An 18,325-nucleotide genomic window follows, 5' to 3' on the forward strand; every position below is an offset into this window, starting at 1 on the left:
GGGAAAGAAGCGAAGGCTTGGGCTCTTCATGCCCAACTCTCTGAGCTGGAAGGCGCTCATGGCCATCCTGGCGGCAATTTGTCGGATCTGGAAGGATCATATGGGCATCCGGCAGCGGATCAAACCGTACAAGAGAGGGCTTCGGCCCATGGTCCCATCCCACCGGTTGAGGACGGCATTGATTGTTCAGGTGGCGGGGTCTGCCTGGAAACGGAAACCCAGCTTTCGCTGCGTGTTCTTCCGCGTCCCTTTTCTCATATCTACGCCCTGCCACAGGCTGATGCGGACGGGATCGTTTCCGCCAACATCCCGGCGTTCCGACCATTGTATGTCTTTGAGCGCAAGGACCTGGATCTGCGTGACGCCCCTGCTCCCAAGGGATGGTACCGTGTTGGACCGTCCAGCAAAGAGTCCATTGGTTGGATGCAGGCCCAGGACGTGATGGAATGGCGTCAGGCCCTACTGGTGTCCTATACCCATCCCGGTGGACTGCTCGAAGGCCGCAATCCGGTGCTGATGTTTCACGATGCGCAGCCTTTGCGGGACCTGCTGGATTCCTTCGACATGGGGGACCAGGCCAAAACATTGTATCAGCGCATTGATGCCGACGACATCCCGGAAGAGATCATCAGCATGGAACCGAAACGATTCGTGGATATTACCGAACAGTTTTACATCCTCCCGATTTTGCAGTGGGAGCAGACCCAGATCATGGGTGACGACGTGCGCCTTCTGCAACTTGCCGCGGCGGTGCCAAGCCAACGCGGAGCCGATACATTGGCGGACGATGCCTACCGCGACCAGGCGGCGAAGGATCGTGGATCCGGCGAGGGCGCACGATTGGAAGACATTCAGGTGGATATCGTGTTCGTCATCGACACGACCCGCAGCATGCAGCCGTTCATCGACATGACCAAGGTCGCCGTATCCAACATGGTCCGTTCTTTCTCCGAGGATACGTCCGAGCGTTTTCGGTTTGGACTGGTCGGCTTCCGAGATGATATCAAGACGATCCCATACCTGGAGTACACGGCCAAGAATTTTACTCCTCAATTGGTCGAGGGCCCGACCATGGTCCGATTGATGGAGGAAGAGTTCAGGGCAACGGAGGTGGGCAGTCTGGATTATGCCGAAGAAGTTTTTGCGGGAGTGGATTTGGCACTGCGTTCAGATTGGCGGAAAGACGCGCTGAAAATCATTATTCTCATTGGCGATGCCAGCTCTCACCCCAAAGGTCATCTCCAAAACGTCACCGGCAAGGATGAAAGCGACTTGCGCCTGGAAGCCGACGACGCTCGCGTGCATCTCACCGCGATTCACTTGAAGTTTCCACCAGCCGCTGAAGACCATCCCATCTCTGAACCTCAGTTTTTGAAGCTCTCCCAGGTTCGAGGTCTGAATGATTCCTCCTACATCGCGATCAACGCTTCAAAAGAGGATGAATACCAGGCCATGGTGGATGATACGGTTCGCGAAATTAATGCGCTTCTCAACAAGGCCGTTGGAGTGGATACAGCGACTGAGCCGGAAATGTCACCAACCCTGACTCCCGAGCAGGCCGCTGCCGCGCAACAGGGACGCGAGGCGATCACCAAGGTTTGGGAAGCGGCTCTGGTGGAATACATCGGCAAAGCCGCCACCCCGCCCAAGGATATCACGGCCTGGGTGCTGGACCGTGATCTGGTGCATACCGCGGACCGTGCCCTGGACGTACGGATCTTGATTACCAGGGATCAACTGAGTTCTCTGGCTCTGGCCCTGGATCAGGTGGTTCAGGCCTTGATGCGTGCTGAAATCACCCAAGCCCGCTTTTTCGAGTCTCTGCAGAGCGTTGCCGGCCAGACCATGAAACGTCCGGAGGATTTGGCCCAGGCCGAGCAGTTGGCTGATTCAGGACTTTTGCCCTCGTTCATCAGTTCATTGCCGTATCAAAGCGACATTCTGGCCTTAAGCGACGAGATGTTTGCCGGCATGACGGCCGACCAGCGTTCCCAGCTGGAATGGAACATCCTCGCCAAACTGGAACAGTACCGGGCCATCAACGAACAGGTGGACGCCTGGTTTCGCCTGAACGACACCGATCCGGATCAGGATTTGGTATACCCGCTCCACCTGGATTACCTGCCCTGACGATTAGGCGGATATCCGGGATCTTTTGCCGATCCGTTTCGGCGGGGGCTCGCAGACTGCGCGTTCCCGCCGAAACGGAGCATGTTGATGTGAATCGTTGACCGAAGGTTGTCGGCATGAATGAAACGGTTTTTTCGCCGCCCCTGCTTCTGATGGATGACGTACGCAAGCGACGGGAACAGCCCGGCAGCGTTTTCGAGCTGCATGTCCCGTTGCTTCAGGTCCGGCCGGGAGAAATGGTCGCCTTGATCGGAGATAGCGGGTGCGGCAAAAGCACATTGCTGGACATGATTGCCCTGGTCATGCAGCCGACGCGCTCAACGCGTTTTACATTGTGTTTCGGCTCCGGAGTCGACAAATGGGATGTCCAGGCATTGTGGAAGAAGAATGACGAGTCGAACCTGGCTGCCTTGCGCAGGTCGTATATGGGATATGTCCTGCAGACTGGAGGGCTGCTGTCTTTCCTCAAGGTCAGGGACAACGTGCTCCTGCCTGCCAGGATCAAAGGCGACATCGACTGTTCAAAACGACTCCCGGATATCGCCCATCGACTGGGCGTGCATGACTGTCTGGACCGCATGCCCACGTCCCTGTCCATCGGGCAGCGTCAACGTGTTGCCATCCTGCGAGCCCTTGTCCACGGCCCCCCCCTGGTCCTGGCCGACGAGCCCACCGCGGCCGTGGACAAACCGCGAGCCCAATTGATCATGCGGGATTTGCAGGCCCTGGCCCGGGAGAATCAAGTTGCCGTGGTGGTGGTGACCCACGACACGGAGCTGATCGCCGACGCGGACCGCATTTATACCTTCACTCTGAGCCAGGTCGCTCAGGGTGAGATCCATTCACATTGCCGGCCGAGGGATAACTGAGGGATAACCGGGGGACAACTGATGTCGGACATGGCATCTTCATCGCGCCCGTTGCGGGCCGTACCCGCCCTGGCCGCGGCAAACCTGCGCCACGAATGGGTGCTGACCACATGCCTCGTCATTGCCTTGGCCGCGGTTATCGCGCCGCTTTTGGTGTTGTTGGGCTTGCGACATGGAACCATTGAGACCCTGCGCGGACGATTGGTGGAGGACCCGGTCTATCGCGAAGTGCGTCCAAGCCAGACATTGACCTTGGACGCCCACTGGTTCGACAGGGTCCGGGAATGGCCGGAAGTTAAATTTCTCACACCCACTGTTTTGCCGCTCTCTTCCGTTGTTCACGTGTCCCATCCGCAAACCGGGAAACTGGAACTGTTCGATCTCATTCCCACCGCCCTCGGCGACCCGCTTTTGCTGGAGAACAATGCGCCGATCCCAGAAGAAGGCGAATGCGTCCTGACTGCGGAGGCTGCCTCGCGTCTGGGGATCAGTCGGGATGATTGGCTTGATGTGCGGGTAACCCGGACCCGTGCCGGAAGAAGCGAGATGACCCAGGACAGGCTGCGCGTGGCCGGGGTGCTCGCCCCGCGAGCCGGATCATTGCCCCGGGTTTATGCGACCTTGGCCTTTGTGCAGGACGTGGAGGGCTACAAGGAGGGCTACGGCGCTCCGGAACGGGGCTGGCCCGGAGACACCCCCGAACCCTACCTGAGTTTCGACGGCGTGGCGGTTTACCTCCCGGATGCGATAGATCCGATCACCCGCACCGGATTGGCCATCAATACCGGATTTGCCCGCGTTGACGCCTTGACCCCGGAACAGGCGGCGGCCAAGGTCGGCATCTCTTTGCCCGAGACTTGGCAGGCCCTTGACCTCCATGCCCCCGGGGCCACGGTGACCCCATCAAGCATTCGCGCACTGGCCCAAAAACTCCGGGGAAGAGACAGTATTCTCTTGCCCTATGTGCAGGGTATTGTTCTGGATATGGATGGATTCGGCACAGTGCCCCCGGTGGGCCTGTCCCTGGATTCCCGACAAGCTGCCAAGCTCGGCCTGTCTGCTTTGCCCTGGGGGGCTTTCACCGGTGCAGGCGAAAACGGCAATCGTCTAACCCAAGCACTGACACCTACTGAATCCAAAACCGTCTTCACGGTACGCAGCGAAGGCGTGGCCGCCATGGATTTTTCACTGCAACCCATGGGGCTCAGCCCACTGGACCGGGTCGTGGTTCCCGCGGAACTGTTGGGAGTATTGCGTACCGCCCAATTGCGCGGGGTGCTTTATCAGCCCGAAAATGGCGGGTTCATCATGGCCCGGGGCGGATTCCGCGGTTTTCGATTGTACACAGGCAGCATCGACGACGTACCTGCCGTATACCGGCGATTGCAGAACGAGGGCATTGAAAGCATCGCGCAGGTCGAGACCATAGAACGAATTCAAGTGCTGGATACGGGACTGGGCCGGTTGTTCTGGCTCATCGCCACCCTGAGCGTCGGCGGCGGAACGGCCGTCCTGCTCTCCAGTCTGTACGCCGCGGTGGAACGACTCAAGCGTGATTTGGGGATTCTGCGACTGGTGGGTTTTTCCAGAAATCATGTTTTTTTCTTTCCCCTGGTCCAGGCCATGATCATCGCGATTTTGGGACTGGCCGTGGGCATGGGTGCCTCTTTTGTCCTGGCCTCGGTGATCAACCAATCTTTTGCCCGGGAACTGGGCCCGGGAGAACAGTTCTGCCGCCTCCCGGCGGAATATCTCCTGATCGCAATTCCGGCCACGTTGACCCTGGCCCTGATCAGTTCACTGGTTGCCGCCAAGCGTGCGACACAGATCGATCCCGCGGAGGCCATTCGTGAAAACTAGACTGACAGTATTTCTTTGGACCTGTTTCATGATGCTGATGCCGGTTTCGGCAGTGGGAGAAGTGAAGCCCGGTCCGAGCAATCCCAAGCCTGACCCCGAGGACGTCGTTCTCCCCATGCCCAATGACGATCTGATGGTTTTCCGGGCCGTGCGGGTGCCGGGCAAAGGTTTCTGGGGCAGCCGGGAGCAGGTGGTTCAGATCGGCGACGCCGGCGGCAGCGTGTTCGAGGGGTTACAGCGAACCCAAGTCAGTGGATCTTTTGCGGATCCGGACAAAGAAGGCAGGGTGATCTATCTGGCCAAGTACGAGTTGACCAAAGGTCAATACGTTTCCGTGATGGGCATGGATGCGTTTTTGGCCGTCAGCGGCGATCCGGAAGATCAAAACATTCCCCAACTGCAGGGGCGCTCCCGCCAGGAAGCCCTGATGATGCCGCTTGCGTTTGTCAGCTACTTTGATGTGCTCCAGTTTATTCGAGAATACAATCAGTGGCTGTTTGCGCCAGGACATCCAGAACGGCTGAAAAATATGCCCGGTATTGATGACGTGCCGGGCTTCCTGCGCCTGCCCACCGAAGAGGAATGGGAATATACGGCCCGCGGCGGCCTGGCGGCCATCCAGGAAGGAACCTTTGAGGACGGTTTGCCGTTCAACCCTCGAGAGCTCAATGAATACGCATGGCACCTGGGCAATGCCAGACACAAGGCTCGGCCCATCGGCTTGCGCAAGCCTTGTCGGCTGGGTTTCTACGACCTTTTCGGCAATGTTCAGGAAATGACCGCCGGCCTTTTCCGGCCGGAGGTGTTCCAGGGACAACCCGGAGGCGTGGCTGTTCGAGGGGGAAGTGTCTCCACGCCGCAAGGAGATTTACGTTCCGCCTCACGTGCCGAGTTGGACATTTACGGATGGGATCAGGACCGTGGGCTGGTTGTTGAGCGACGTTCCTTCAACACTGGTGCTCGACTGGCCATCGGCGCCAATGTGGTGGTCAATTCGGCAGTTCGCGCGCGCATCGAACAGGAATATGAAAACTACAAGGCCGAAGCCCGGCGATCCATGCCCGTGGGGCGGACTTTGGATAATCTGGTGACCCAGGCTGCCGTTCAACTGGGATCCGTGGACCCTATCCTGGAGCGGCTCATGGAGCAAAATCCCGATCTGCGGGATGCCTTGCTGACCGTGCAAAGCTCCATGGACAAGGCACGGGAACGTCTGGACCTGGCCCAGCGCGAATCCGCCCGCAGCGTGGCCCAGGATGCTTCACGCAATGGCGTGAACCTCAGCGTCTATCTGACCAGACTGGAACGCCTGCGTCAGGCCCGAGAAAAGGCCTTGAAACTGCTGGAACATTCCTCCCGATATCAGGATCAGGTTGCCGCGGTGGAGAATTCGATTCGCGATATTGAAGGCGCCCTCCAAGAACAATTACGCGGTTATCGAGAGAAAATCGCCCTGCTGGGGGAATACGAGCCGCTGTATTTCGACCATGCCTTCGCTACGCTGAAAGAGACGGAGTTGTCCTCCAGGGAAAGGACGGTCTTGGAACTGGTTGGTTTGCACGCGCGTGAATTTGCTGAAGTCCGCAGAGCCGATACCGAAACCTGGCTTGCGGCATTTGAGGAACGGTTTGGGGATTTCAAGGATTAGTCGATGTGCGATAATTGCGTCTAATGGTTGAGCACCGGTGGTTGACGGCCGACATGAGCGCCGAAAACTGTTTTGAATAATTGCATGTCTGCTTGCAAAGGAGGGATTATGTTCAGGAGAGTGATTGCGATCCTTGTGTTGTTGTGCCTTGTGGTTGGAGGATGTGCGTCGACAAGCGACCAGACCAAGACAAAAGCCGGCGGAACAGCCCTTGGTGCCGTGCTCGGCGGAGTCCTGGGATACGCCATCGGCGGCACGGAAGGGGCTGCTATTGGGGCGATTGTTGGTGGAGGCGCTGGATTTGTGGCCGGCAATGTGGTCGCCAAGCGCAAGGCCCAGTATGCCAGCACGGAAGAATTTCTGGATGCGGAGATCATCCGGGTGGCGGAGTTCAACGAAACCACGCGCACCTACAATGCCAGGCTCCGAGAGGATATTCATGCCCTGACCACGGAATCGGAGCAGCTCAGGGCGAATTATTCCGGAAAGAAGTCTCAAAAAAAGGAGATTGAGAAGAAACGCGCCGAGCTGCAAAAGCGGATGCAAAGCGCTGAAGAGCTGCAAAAAAATTTGAATCAAGAGTTGGAGGTACAGACGGCCATTCTTGAGGAGGAGCGCAAGAGCCAGGAGCAGGCAGCGAAACAAAAAAATGAACAGGAAGGGGCTCAGATCGCCAAGCTCGAAAAAGAGGTTGAGGAACTCCGCGCCAATATCGCCCAGTTGCAAGAAGGAAGCGTGCAATTGGCCGGCATCGACGAACGTTTGTCCATCTGAGGAAAGCAGATTTGCTGGTCCGTAACAGGAGATTCCAGCCTGGAGGAGGATAAATGCAACGGACATCGAGATGGGGGATGTGGTGCACGATTGTCAGCCTTTTTTTCCTGGGAGGTTGCGCCGCATCGCCTGATCCCCGTGAAGGTGGATTTTTCGGAGGGATACATGGTCTGTCTTCCGGAAAGTACGAACAGCGCGTCAAAGAACGGGAAGAGCGGCTGGAACGAATGCGGGCACTGCAGGAAGAAATGCGCGCTGAAGGTCGGGAATTAGAGATGACAAAGGCTGATTTGGAGCAGGCAATGCAGGATGAGCAACAGGAGTTGACCGCTCTGGACCAGGACGTCAGGGCCATGGAGGCCGACCTTGCCACGCTTGCCGCAGGTGATGCGCAACAGGCCAAGCAGATTGAGGAGATCCGGCGGCGTTTGCACACCCTCCAGGCTGAGATGAACCGGCAACAAACGGCCCTGAACGCTCATCAAGCAGACGTGGACTCGCTGGAGGGCAAGGGCACGGAACCCGGCGAGGCTGCTCTTCGGCTCCGTCAACTCACGGAACAGCGCAATGCGCTGCGTCGGGAGTATGAATTGCTGCTCGACTTGTCACTTGATTTGGCGCGTTGACGGTGAAGCATGGGGGGGACGGGATGGCTTCGATTCCTGGTTCCGGCTTGGCTGTCCATGCTGCTCCTGATTGCTCCGGAACAGGTCCTGAACGCCGGCGAACCTCCCCTGGAGGAAATTCGTCGTGCGTTTCGTGAACATCTGCCTGGGGGGCCCAACGAGGAACTTCTGCGTGGCTTGAACAGGGAAAACCTGGATGCGGTCCTGCGGGAACTGGATCCCCATGCCCGTTTTTTCCCCGCAGGTCAGGGGCTGGATTCCGATCTGGAAGTGAAGGCCGGGGCCGGCATTGGCGCGGAACTTTTTTTTCGTGACGAATCGACACATCTTTCCGCGTATCCGGGAGGCCCACTGGCCCTCGCCGGCTTTGTGGACAGAGTTGTGCTGCTGGCCGTGGACGATGTTCCGGTTCATGGCTTGGCTGCGGGGGACACGGCCAAGTTGCTCCGGGGCGCGTCCGGCAGCCGCGTCCGGCTGACGGTTGCACCAGTTTCCAACGGCCAAACAAGTCAGGCGGCACTTTTGCGGGAAGTCTTTCATCCGTTGGCCGTTGCACCAATCCAGATCGACGACATCGTGGTTCTTCAACTGCGCCGATTTGAGGCCGGAAAGACCTGCGCGGCCCTGCGGGCCAGCATCGAATTTCTCGGCTCGCGACAAAATCCTTTGTTTCTCGATCTTCGTGAATCCACTGGAGGAGATGTTTACGAGGCCATGGACTGTGCGGCGTTGTTTGTTCCCGAGGGACAGGTGTTGGGCGGTTTGCGGCGTAGCGGAAGCAGCGGGGTCATGTTCCGCTCTCCCGGCGGGAAAAAATATGCTCTTTCCGTAGTTATTCTCATCGGACCGGATACCGCCAGTGCGGCCGAGACTTTTGCGGGAGCGCTTCAGCATCACGACCGTGCCGTTTTGGTCGGCCGACAAACCTACGGCAAATGTTCCACGCAAACTGAACGGCATCTTTCGGATGGTTCCCTGTTGCGCCTGACCAACGGCGTCGTTCTCAGGCCGGATGGAACAACGTGTCAGGGAGAGGGGTTGCTGCCGGATGTATCCATTCATGACGACCAACTTTTCGATACCGAAGCAATGATCCGTCACGCTCTGGAGGGTAAATTGCCAAAGCAAACAATCCCTCTCTCGGATGATCGCGAGATGCTGCGGCGACTGCACACGGAGAATCGGTTGACCGTGCGAGCCTTGCGGGCCTGGGACCGGTTGCCGTCCAAATACATGCGGCTGATGCTGGATATGTTGGCCTTGGATCAGGATCTTCTCGGTGCGGATGCGCTTCAGGTCCGGACATGGGCCGAGGAAGCAACTACCGACGAAACAAGCTCCATGGCTCCCTTTGCCGCTGAATTGAATGAGTTGGCCGCGTTCATGATGGAAGGCGGCTGGGACAGGCCCGATTTCTGACGTATTTACTCAGCAGATTTTCATGACAAGACATGGAGTGTTCCGGCTTGTCTCGATTTTTTGGCATCGCCTGTCTGACTGAACCAGGATTCGTTCATCGAACCATTGCCGGACGCCTGAAGTGCCAACTATTTTTTATTCGGGCAATGGTTCGATGTTACGAAGCCGGTGAAGGAGTTGCGAGGCCGAAAAATCGAGACAAGCCGGAACGCAACTGAGTAGTTATTTTCCAATCATTTCATGGTCGCAAGATGCTATCTCAACGTCTCGTGTCACCAAATTTTTGTCATTCTTTCTGATGCGATGGAATAATCGCAAAATCCTTCAGCCTTCGGAGGACAACGACGTGACGAATTGGCAACTGATTTCCAGAGCAGCTGTACTCGTGGTGTCGGCTCTTGTGTTACTCCTGGGGATGGCGCACGCCAATGAACAAGTTCCCGGTCAAAAACCGATGCTGGTCATTGATGACGCCTTTCAATTCAATCCTGGAGCATGGGCCGACTATCAGATGCATGACAAGGCCAAGCAGGAAAGCTACCGGATGAAATTTGCGACGTTGACCCGGGAATCAAGACAGGGGCGGCCCCATATCTGGATGGAGATCGATATTGCCATGCCGGGTCAGCCCCGGGTGGTGACCAAAATTCTGGCCGAGGAAACAAAGGCCGGACCCGGCGATCCGCAGGAGGTCATCGTGCAGATGGATGGACACAAGCCGTTTACCGTGCCCCAGAGTTTTCTCAAGGGCGACGACCAGGAGGTCGGTCAGATGCAGGGCTACGGCAATGTGAAAAAGCTGGAGAACAGGCAGTTGACCGTCAATGGGCGCTCATTTTCCGTTTGGCACATTCAGGCGGAGGCTGACGACGGCACTGAGATGACGGCCGAAGTCAGCGAGGAACTCCCGCCACTTGGCATTTTCAAGGCGGAAACACCGGAAATGACCATGACGCTCTTGGATTGGGGCATGGGTGCCCAAACAGCCATTCAAGGAACGCCCATGAACTTCTGGATGTGGATCATTGATCAGATCGGTTCGGCGCTTTCGAACAGCAATTAGCTCCGACAAGGCTTCGATGGATGGAGAATCCGGGCGGCTCCTTGCAATTTTATTCACCATGCTTGCACTGTCCGGGCAAGGCTGTTTCGTCTTGCTTGAGATTAGCCACTGGTCATAGGGAGAAGGTCTATGGATGTGAGGATGAACGACGGAAAAAAGATGCAAAAGCTTTATCAACTGCTTTTCGGGCTCGGCGTTCTACTGATGAGTGTTGGTTTCTTCCCGGATACGCCGCATGCTCAACAAGAACCAACTCAAATAGCTCAGGAACTCCGTGAATTGGCGCAGCAGGGCATGCTGACGGTACGAGCGCTGCGAGCCTGGGGAATGTTGCCGGATCATTTCGTTTCCCTAGCCTTGGCTCTGCAAGCGCACCAGGTGGACCTACTCGGCGCCGATGTGACTCAGGTCCGGGAAATCGCGGACTTGGCCGCCGCGGATGATGCCTTGGCAACGTATGCACCTGATCTGCGGGAGCTGGCCGTATTCATGGCGCAGGTCACGGATACGCCGGACCAGGATACGCCAATGGCGGCCGTTGAACGACTGGTTGCCGCACAGGCCACGGGAGACCCCGACGCGGTCCGGGCTGTTTTGGCCACACGGCACCTGGATGCGCAGGCACGACAAGATCTGCAAAAAGTGGTGGAGCGTGTAGCGCCAATGCTTCAGCTGAAAGATATCAAGCTCAATGCGGTTGCTGTCGGCGTGAACGAAGATGTTGGTCGCGCCCTGGTGCGCTATGAATACGCGGTGATTGTATCGGCTGAAAACGAGACCATTTCGCAGCGTGGGGCGAATATGGCCCTTGTCCTGCGCGAAGGTGGTGTCTGGAAGGTGGCCCAAACCTGGGCGGACGAACTGCTGACCATGGAGGTTATGGCCGATGAGCTGGTACCCGTGGTTAATGGTTGGACAAAAAAACAGCCCGATTTAGTCCATTTTGCGTACCAATCCGGACTGTCGGCTTCAGATTCAGGTTTTTATAAAGTAGCCCAGGGAGGTGGAGGTGGTTCGTTTGGCAGCCCCGATCCTTTGTCCTTGGAAAGAGGCTTGACCGATTTACGTACTGCCAACCAAGTGATCAACCAGACCGTCAGAACGCAGGTCTGGGACGACCGACAATTACTGCTCGATTCCGCCGGTTCCGCAGCAGGAGCCGTGCCCATTGTTGGAGATTTGTATTCCAATTGGTTTACAATAATGGGTACGCTGAAAACGATTCAAAATCTGCCTCAAACCGTCCGAGACGGCCATGTCCAGGCGACCATGCTGGATGTCGCCTTGATTTCCTGGGCTCCAGTCCAGGTTGTTGCCGAATTTGTCCCCGGGGTTGACCACCTGACGGATGCTGTTGCCGCCGGTGTTTCCCAGATGCGCTACAACTCCATCCAGCGTGACAACTACCTCTCCATTCGTCTGAAAATGTTGAACATGGACTTCAGTGACCTGGCAAAGCATTTGTTGTCTGTTCCGACAGCGGAATATGCGGCACTAGTCGAATCGGAAAAACCAAAAGAGATTATTTCAGGCAGTCGATATGAATGGCATGGAGACCACTACGCACCGCATACAATGCGGATCGTCAATGATGCTCTTGTCTTGAACGATCCACGTCTGGTATTCGAAGTAGGGGCGCAATGGGTCGTCAAGCAAAGTGAAAGTCAGGCCATGCATGATGCTTTTTTGCATATGGGAGCACGCCGGACAAGCATTGCTGCATCCGACTCCGTCGCTGTACTGATGTTGCGCTTCACACCGCAGGTCGTGGAGAGCATTGCTAAGGGGGATGAGGTTCTTCGTGGCTTTCACCTGCGGTCATTTTCGGGCAGGCCGTATGTCGTCTACGAGTTGAGCTGCAATCGCGGCGTCCAGGAAATAGCCGTGACGCTGCGAGATGGTTCCGTGACAGCACCGGTAACCATCGAGAACCTGGTTTTCAATGCCATCAAGGCAGTAGCGGTTGAATTTGCTGATGGACGGCGGACGGAGGAGGTTTCTATACCAGAAGGAGAAACGCTGGAGCGGCTTCGTTTCGTGCCGATTTGGGCCGAAGATGCACCAGATGGCCTGGCTCTTTCCAGCCTTGTCGGCCATCCATGTCTTACCTTTCAGGAACTTGATGATCATCCGGAACCCGTCATCCAAGACCGGATGCGTGGGACTTGGCCGAATGCGGATCTTGATTTCACGGCACTGCGCACAGGCGAGGAGCGTGTGCTTGTGCAGTGGCCGGGTGGCGAGGCTTATGGTTCATTGGAAAGCATCCTCGTTTTTCGTGGAGAGGAGAATTCAGGTTTTCATCGAGGTGAACTTGTTTTTTCCATCATGTTGGATGAGCAAGAGATTATTGAGATGCGACCCAAAACCTATGACGGTCCGGGCTGCAACATTCCACTGACTCCTCCATCCGATAGCGGGGTGGAGATCAGGCTGAGACTTGAAGTCAGCCCGGACGGACACGTAACGGGAGAAATGGACGCGATAAATTTCCATTGGATATCTGATGTCTCTGCTTCCGCGACAGGTGTATTCAAGAATGGCAGGCTAACCATCGACGGAATATGGGAGGCTGAAACGCATACCCGGGTTTCTCATATCAATGCATTGCATTATGGAACGTTCATAATTGATGTTGAACTTGAAGAAACAGATTTCAAATATTTCAATTTGAAAGACCTTGGAAGCAATGCAACGGTCAGCACAGAATGGAATTCTCAAAGTGGGGGTATAAAAAGCGGAAAATGTGAATATGAAACAGTGAATATCCGTTATCATCGGCTGTCTTTTTAAAAAAACACGCGGGTGCCGAGAATTGCTGGAAGATTACAATCAAGGCAAGCCCGACCAGCCCAGTGTTTACGATCAGAATATGCTGAATAGTTTCGTCACTGTTATCTTTTCTTTATAACTGAAACAGCAACGTATGCGTCTGTCCCGTGCCCGCTTCCCTGATCTGCAGCCGCAGCTGGCTGGCTGTTCCGGCCTCGTTGGGAAAGAAGAGGAAGCCGCGGGCCAGGTCGCCGCTTTGGATGGCCTTGTTTTCCAGTTTGCTTGGTGGCCAGGTCGCGGGATATCTGCCGTCCGGGAATAATGCTGCCGGAGCAGAGATGTTCTTTACATCTACAAAGGTCCAAGCGTAATTGCAACGAATCGGTTAAACGGTTGCTATTCGTCGATCATTTCCTTTTGCAACCAGGAGCATGAGCATGGATTGTGCCGAACAGTCAAATAAGAGATTGCCGGAGCGGTTCCTGTTGATTGCCGGGGGGACTGTGGTGATTCTTTTGGCATTGGGCGGCTGCCTGATGCAGTGGATGTACGGCGACATCCCCAACCGTCTGGTAATGGATCCCCATATCTACGCCCTGAACGGGTCGAACAGCCGATACGACGACTTCAATGCCGTGGCCGCTCCGCCGTCCCTGACCATGGACGCTCTGATCGTCTTCTCCAGCAACGCCCGGACGCATGGCGAGCGGTTCAGCATGGAGACGGGGCGGTTCGAACTTGTGCAAAATCCCTACTCCCAGAGCAAGGACAAACGACCTCCTCCTGCGCGGATTGAAGCACAACGCACCGGCCCTTTTCCGCTTATCCCCCCCGCCTCCGGCAACCTGCGCGGCCCCACGCCGCTGGTTTCCTCGACCATTGCCGAACGAGATTACGCTGCACCTCAATTCTCTTATCACATGACCCTGGAACTGACCCAGGACAAGGCACCGTTGCCCTGGAACGGTAAGGGGGTTTTGCCGAACGGCGGGGTCTGGATGTTTGACTCGGATCAAACAGGACACCGCAACCTGTATTTTGTGGACGACGCGGGCCTGGTCAGGCCATTTTTCGGCAACGATCCCCAATCTGACGACGCCTATGCCACGTATGATTTCGAACGTCACGAACTCTACTTCAGTTCCAATCGCTCCGGACGATTCCAGCTCTACCGCTATCGCAACCACTCCAGGAACACCCGCTTTTCCGAATGGCTGGACAATCCGGCCTTGGCCTCGGTCATAGAGCCGGCAGAAGAATTTTTCGCCGACGCCGACTCGATGGCTCCGTTCGTGGAGGGCAATTTGCTGGTTTTTGCCTCCAATCGTACCGGCACCCATGGCGGATTTGACCTCTACGCTTCCATTTACAGCGACAGCCGCTGGTCAGCACCGCGGAACATGCAAGACTTGATGCCCAAAGGCGTAGCCCTGAACACCCCAGCCAACGAGTTCCGGCCTTCGCTCCTGACCATACGTTTGAAGAACTACCATGAACTGAGTGTGCTGCTTTTTTCCTCGGATCGTCCGGGAGGACAGGGCGGCTATGACTTGTATGTCACGGCCCTGCCCCAGAGCAAGGAATGGTGAGCTTAAGCGGCTCTCGTCGAAGGTGGCGAAACGAGTGACACCGCGGAAAACCGCTTTTTAACAGGTGCTGTATGTTGATTTCCCGTAATACGATCCTTGAAACATTTCTTGTCCTGGTTCTGGTGGTTGCCGCGGTGATGCCGGTTGGGCGTTGTATGGCTTCCGAATCTGACCCGGAACCCGCAGCGGATGCCCCGCGAATCATGCAGATTCTGGCCCTGCCCGACGGCCGGATAGCGGCGTTGAGTCCGGAAAAAGGCGGGCTTTATGTCTCCGAGCCCGGTGGGCGGAAGTGGCGCAAATGGCCCGACGTTCCGGAGGTCTTCATCCACCATCTGGCCTTGAGCCCTGACCGGGTCCTGTATCTGACCACGCCGGGCGGGTTGTTGCGTTGGGAGGGGGTTGACCGGACCTGGGAGCAGGTGGCGGAAGGATCGGTCTCCCGGATTTTTTTCGGCCCGCCAGGGACGGACTCTTTGTCGGACTCCGTGTCGGCCACGGCTTTGTTCAAATTGTGGGGCCAAGGGATTTTTGGCGGTCCGGCCCAGGCCTTGTCCGCCACGCGCATTCAGGCGGAGCGGGCTGCCCGGGAAAAGACCGGAGCGGACCGCGCGGCCTTGCAGCAAAAGGTCGATGAGCTGGGCCGAGAAATGCGCGCCCTGGCATCTCCGGACGAATCACGCGAGCTGAGTTCGGAAGAGGCGCGGGAACAACTCGAGGCCCTGGGCCGGGAGTCCGAGGGCAATCCCTGGGTCTCCCTGAGCCAGGGGCTTCCCGATGACCCGGTTCAATCCGCCCTGCTCCGGGCAGGGGATGACTGGTTTGCCGCGACATTCGGCCGAGGGGTGTTTCGTTCCCGTTCCGCGGGCGCGTCCTGGGAGCCGGCTTCCCAGGGGCTGGCCAGCCCCTGGGTCCTGACCCTGGCTGTGAGCCCTTGGGGCGAACTGTACGCCGGGACCTACGGCGGGGGGTTGTACCGCTGGAATGACGAGACTGCCTTGTGGAGCATGGCGGACCCTCTGTTCGCGGGAACGGACGTCCAGGAGCTGGCCTTCGGCCAAGGTGGAGAAGTATTGGCCGCCAGCGCGGGGCGTGGCCTGTTTCTCTCCCTGGACCACGGTCGATCCTGGCATCGGGTGGACGCCGATCTTCCCGGAGCCGACGCGCAAAGCGTCGCCGTGGGGACCGACGGATCGCTCTGGGTCGGGTTCTGGGACCAGGGGCTCTTTGTCTCCAACGATCGAGGGGCTTCCTGGCGGCCCAGGCCGTTTGCCTATGTCGTGCATGTGGCGGACCTCGCCTTTTCCCGTGACGGCGTCGGATATGCCGTCCTGGCTGGATTGGGCCTGTTTCGGACTTTGGATGGCGGCCGCCAATGGACGCCGCTGCGCATTCCGGTCCGGCCGGCCCGGGATCTGCGGCTGGCCGTGACGGCTGACGGACGGCTGTTTCTCGGTTCCCTCCGGGAAGGATTATGGACGTCCGGCTCGCGAGGCGAAACCTGGGACCGAAACGTGGATGGCCTGACGGGCGAAGGGGTGCGGGCGGTCGTGGTCAGTCCCGCTGGAGCGGTCCTGGCCATCCCTTCCGATGCTTCAGGGCTTTACGAGCGCTCCGAATCCGGCCAGTGGCGGCTGCTTCCGCTGATCGACGAAGACGGATTGCCCTACAGTGTCTGGGAAATCATCTTTCTTCCGGATGGTCGGGGCGTTGCCGCGGGATACATGGAAATGCTGCTCTCCGAAGATGGCGGCAAAACCTGGCAAAGAAAGCATTTCGGCCAACCCTTTCGGGCCCTGGCCGTGGACGTTTCAGGCACGATCTACAGCCAGCGGATGATGAACACCTTTGCCCTGCGCCGGGGTACGGACAAGTGGGAAGAGGCGCCAGACATTCCTCGTGACGCGTACCGATTTTTTCGCGCACTGGGCCAGGGACGATGGGTCGCGGCCCGTCAGGAAATCGGGGTTGATTTTCTCCTGGGCGAGGGCGTTTCCCTGGCTGTTGCCGACCGTGGGCTGATGAACCGGCACGTGCTGTCCCTGGACGTTGCGCCGGACGGAGCCGTGTTTGCGGGGTTACAAGATGGAATGATGGTCACCCGGGACAGAGGCAAGTCCTGGCAGCCGGTCGTGGTGGTCCAAGAGTAGGGGCGGTTCGCGAACCGCCCCAGCCTGAACGAACCGCCCCCTACCAAGGAATCGAAGGATCAAAAAATCATGAACCTGACATTGCGACGCATTCTGGCCGCGTACGCCTTGGTGGCCGTGGCCATGGCCTGGTGGTTTCCCGCACCCCTGTTGATCCGCGTTGAGCTGATGGACTGGGGCAAACGGTACGAAGCCCGCTATACGCCTCCTAAAAACATGTGGGGAGCCATGGAAATGGGCAAGGCCCTGATCCAATCCGGAACCGCTCCCGTACCGTTGACCAGGTTCATCGACCAGGAGATCAGGGACGCGGTCTTTCCGGCCGCTGATCCGGCCTGGAGCGAGGTGGTCGCGGGCCTGGAACAGGATATGGCCCATGGTCGGCGACCATTGCGCTATGCCCGACCGTCCGACAGCCCCTTCCAGGAGCTGGACGGCAACCTGCGGTTCGTGGAGTGGCGGGACGAACAGGGCATCCGACATCTGGAATACCGCTCTGTCGCTGCCAGGGAATTTGAGGATCAGCCGATTCCGAACACGGTTCGCTTTCCGTTTCGGGAGTACGGGCTTGTTCTGCTCATTGGCGGCCTGGGCCTTGGATACTGGGGGATAAGGGGAAATGGCGGAGACGATCTGATCGCCACGAGCACCGCGGCCATGGGCGTGCGCTGGTCGGCATTTTGCGCGGCTCTCTTTTCAGGCATGATTCTTTGGCCGTTTATTCATCAAACCGTGGGCACGGACTACAGTTTTGCCTCCATTCTCATGGGCGGCCTGTTTTTTTTCGCAGCCCTGATCGGGGTCTGGCTCTTCCGCAGACAACTTGCCATGGTCAAGGCCTTGATCCAGGACGGCAAGGCCCTGGCTCATTTTACCTATTCTTCCGAGGAATGGCTTCGCTTCGCGCACTGGGACCATGCGGAGAGCGCCTCGGAAAAGCGCTTCCTGTTTCTGCTGATCTTCGCCATCACCTTGGTGATCGGCCTGGGATTCATGGCCGTGATGCGCGATGAGGCCTCTGTCTGGGTGTTCGGCGTGCTGATGGGCTTCATGGCCCTGCTCGGGATATTGGTCCTGGTGGTCCCCAGGCTCAGCTATCGTCGCAATCTGCGTCGGCCAGGGCAGGTCTTCATCGGTTCCCAGGGCATCTACCTGAACGGTTCGGTCCATTCCTGGAACACCTGGGGCACCCGGTTCGAGTCCGCGGAATATCTCGAAGAACCGTTGCCCCATATCCTGCTCGTCTATTCCCAGCTCCAGGTGGCGGGGAAGTCCTTGCAAAGCTATCGCCAATACATCCCGCTACGCATTCCGATACCAATGGGACAAGAAATGCAGGGGCATAATGTGGTGGAGCGGTTGAATGCCTTGCGACCGGCAGATGGATAAATTTCCAACACGCTCATAGCCCTGACGAGAAAACAA

General features: G+C 57.5%; 12 protein-coding genes. All 12 read left to right on the forward strand.

The window, feature by feature from the left end; all coding sequences use genetic code 11:
* Positions 1-78 precede the first annotated feature (78 nt).
* Positions 79-2,130: a vWA domain-containing protein gene (locus DESLA_RS20155; protein WP_245590049.1), complete on the forward strand. Its 2,052-nt coding sequence runs from the start codon at positions 79-81 to the stop codon at positions 2,128-2,130.
* Positions 2,131-2,246: 116 nt separating this feature from the next.
* Positions 2,247-2,999: an ABC transporter ATP-binding protein gene (locus DESLA_RS0111390; protein ID WP_028572541.1), complete on the forward strand. Its 753-nt coding sequence runs from the start codon at positions 2,247-2,249 to the stop codon at positions 2,997-2,999.
* Between the two features lie 30 nt (positions 3,000-3,029).
* Positions 3,030-4,859 carry an ABC transporter permease gene (locus DESLA_RS0111395; protein WP_156932938.1) on the forward strand — a complete coding sequence of 610 codons (1,830 nt, stop codon included), beginning with the start codon at positions 3,030-3,032 and terminating at the stop codon, positions 4,857-4,859.
* A 28-nt stretch (positions 4,860-4,887) separates the two neighbouring features.
* Complete coding sequence (locus tag DESLA_RS0111400; protein WP_035261748.1) at positions 4,888-6,507, forward strand: SUMF1/EgtB/PvdO family nonheme iron enzyme; 1,620 nt, start codon at positions 4,888-4,890, stop codon at positions 6,505-6,507.
* 108 nt (positions 6,508-6,615) lie between these two features.
* Positions 6,616-7,281 carry a YMGG-like glycine zipper-containing protein gene (locus tag DESLA_RS0111405; RefSeq protein ID WP_028572544.1) on the forward strand — a complete coding sequence of 222 codons (666 nt, stop codon included), beginning with the start codon at positions 6,616-6,618 and terminating at the stop codon, positions 7,279-7,281.
* A gap of 53 nt (positions 7,282-7,334) precedes the next feature.
* Positions 7,335-7,907 carry a hypothetical protein gene (locus DESLA_RS0111410; RefSeq protein WP_028572545.1) on the forward strand — a complete coding sequence of 191 codons (573 nt, stop codon included), beginning with the start codon at positions 7,335-7,337 and terminating at the stop codon, positions 7,905-7,907.
* A 9-nt stretch (positions 7,908-7,916) separates the two neighbouring features.
* Positions 7,917-9,326 (forward strand): S41 family peptidase, encoded by a 1,410-nt coding sequence (locus DESLA_RS20160; RefSeq protein WP_051434617.1) that lies wholly within the window; start codon positions 7,917-7,919, stop codon positions 9,324-9,326.
* A gap of 346 nt (positions 9,327-9,672) precedes the next feature.
* Positions 9,673-10,389 carry a hypothetical protein gene (locus DESLA_RS0111420; RefSeq protein WP_156932939.1) on the forward strand — a complete coding sequence of 239 codons (717 nt, stop codon included), beginning with the start codon at positions 9,673-9,675 and terminating at the stop codon, positions 10,387-10,389.
* A 141-nt stretch (positions 10,390-10,530) separates the two neighbouring features.
* Positions 10,531-13,182, forward strand: a complete 2,652-nt coding sequence (locus DESLA_RS0111425) for a nuclear transport factor 2 family protein (RefSeq protein ID WP_156932940.1) — start codon at positions 10,531-10,533, stop codon at positions 13,180-13,182.
* Between the two features lie 416 nt (positions 13,183-13,598).
* Positions 13,599-14,750, forward strand: coding sequence for a PD40 domain-containing protein (locus tag DESLA_RS21810; RefSeq protein ID WP_051434618.1), 1,152 nt, complete (start codon positions 13,599-13,601; stop codon positions 14,748-14,750).
* Positions 14,751-14,905: 155 nt separating this feature from the next.
* Positions 14,906-16,900, forward strand: a complete 1,995-nt coding sequence (locus DESLA_RS0111440; protein WP_156932942.1) for a beta propeller repeat protein — start codon at positions 14,906-14,908, stop codon at positions 16,898-16,900.
* A gap of 69 nt (positions 16,901-16,969) precedes the next feature.
* On the forward strand, positions 16,970-18,289 hold the full coding sequence (locus tag DESLA_RS0111445; RefSeq protein WP_028572549.1) for a hypothetical protein: 1,320 nt from the start codon (positions 16,970-16,972) through the stop codon (positions 18,287-18,289).
* Positions 18,290-18,325: the final 36 nt, after the last annotated feature.

The organism is Desulfonatronum lacustre DSM 10312, assembly GCF_000519265.1.
GTDB lineage: Bacteria > Desulfobacterota > Desulfovibrionia > Desulfovibrionales > Desulfonatronaceae > Desulfonatronum > Desulfonatronum lacustre.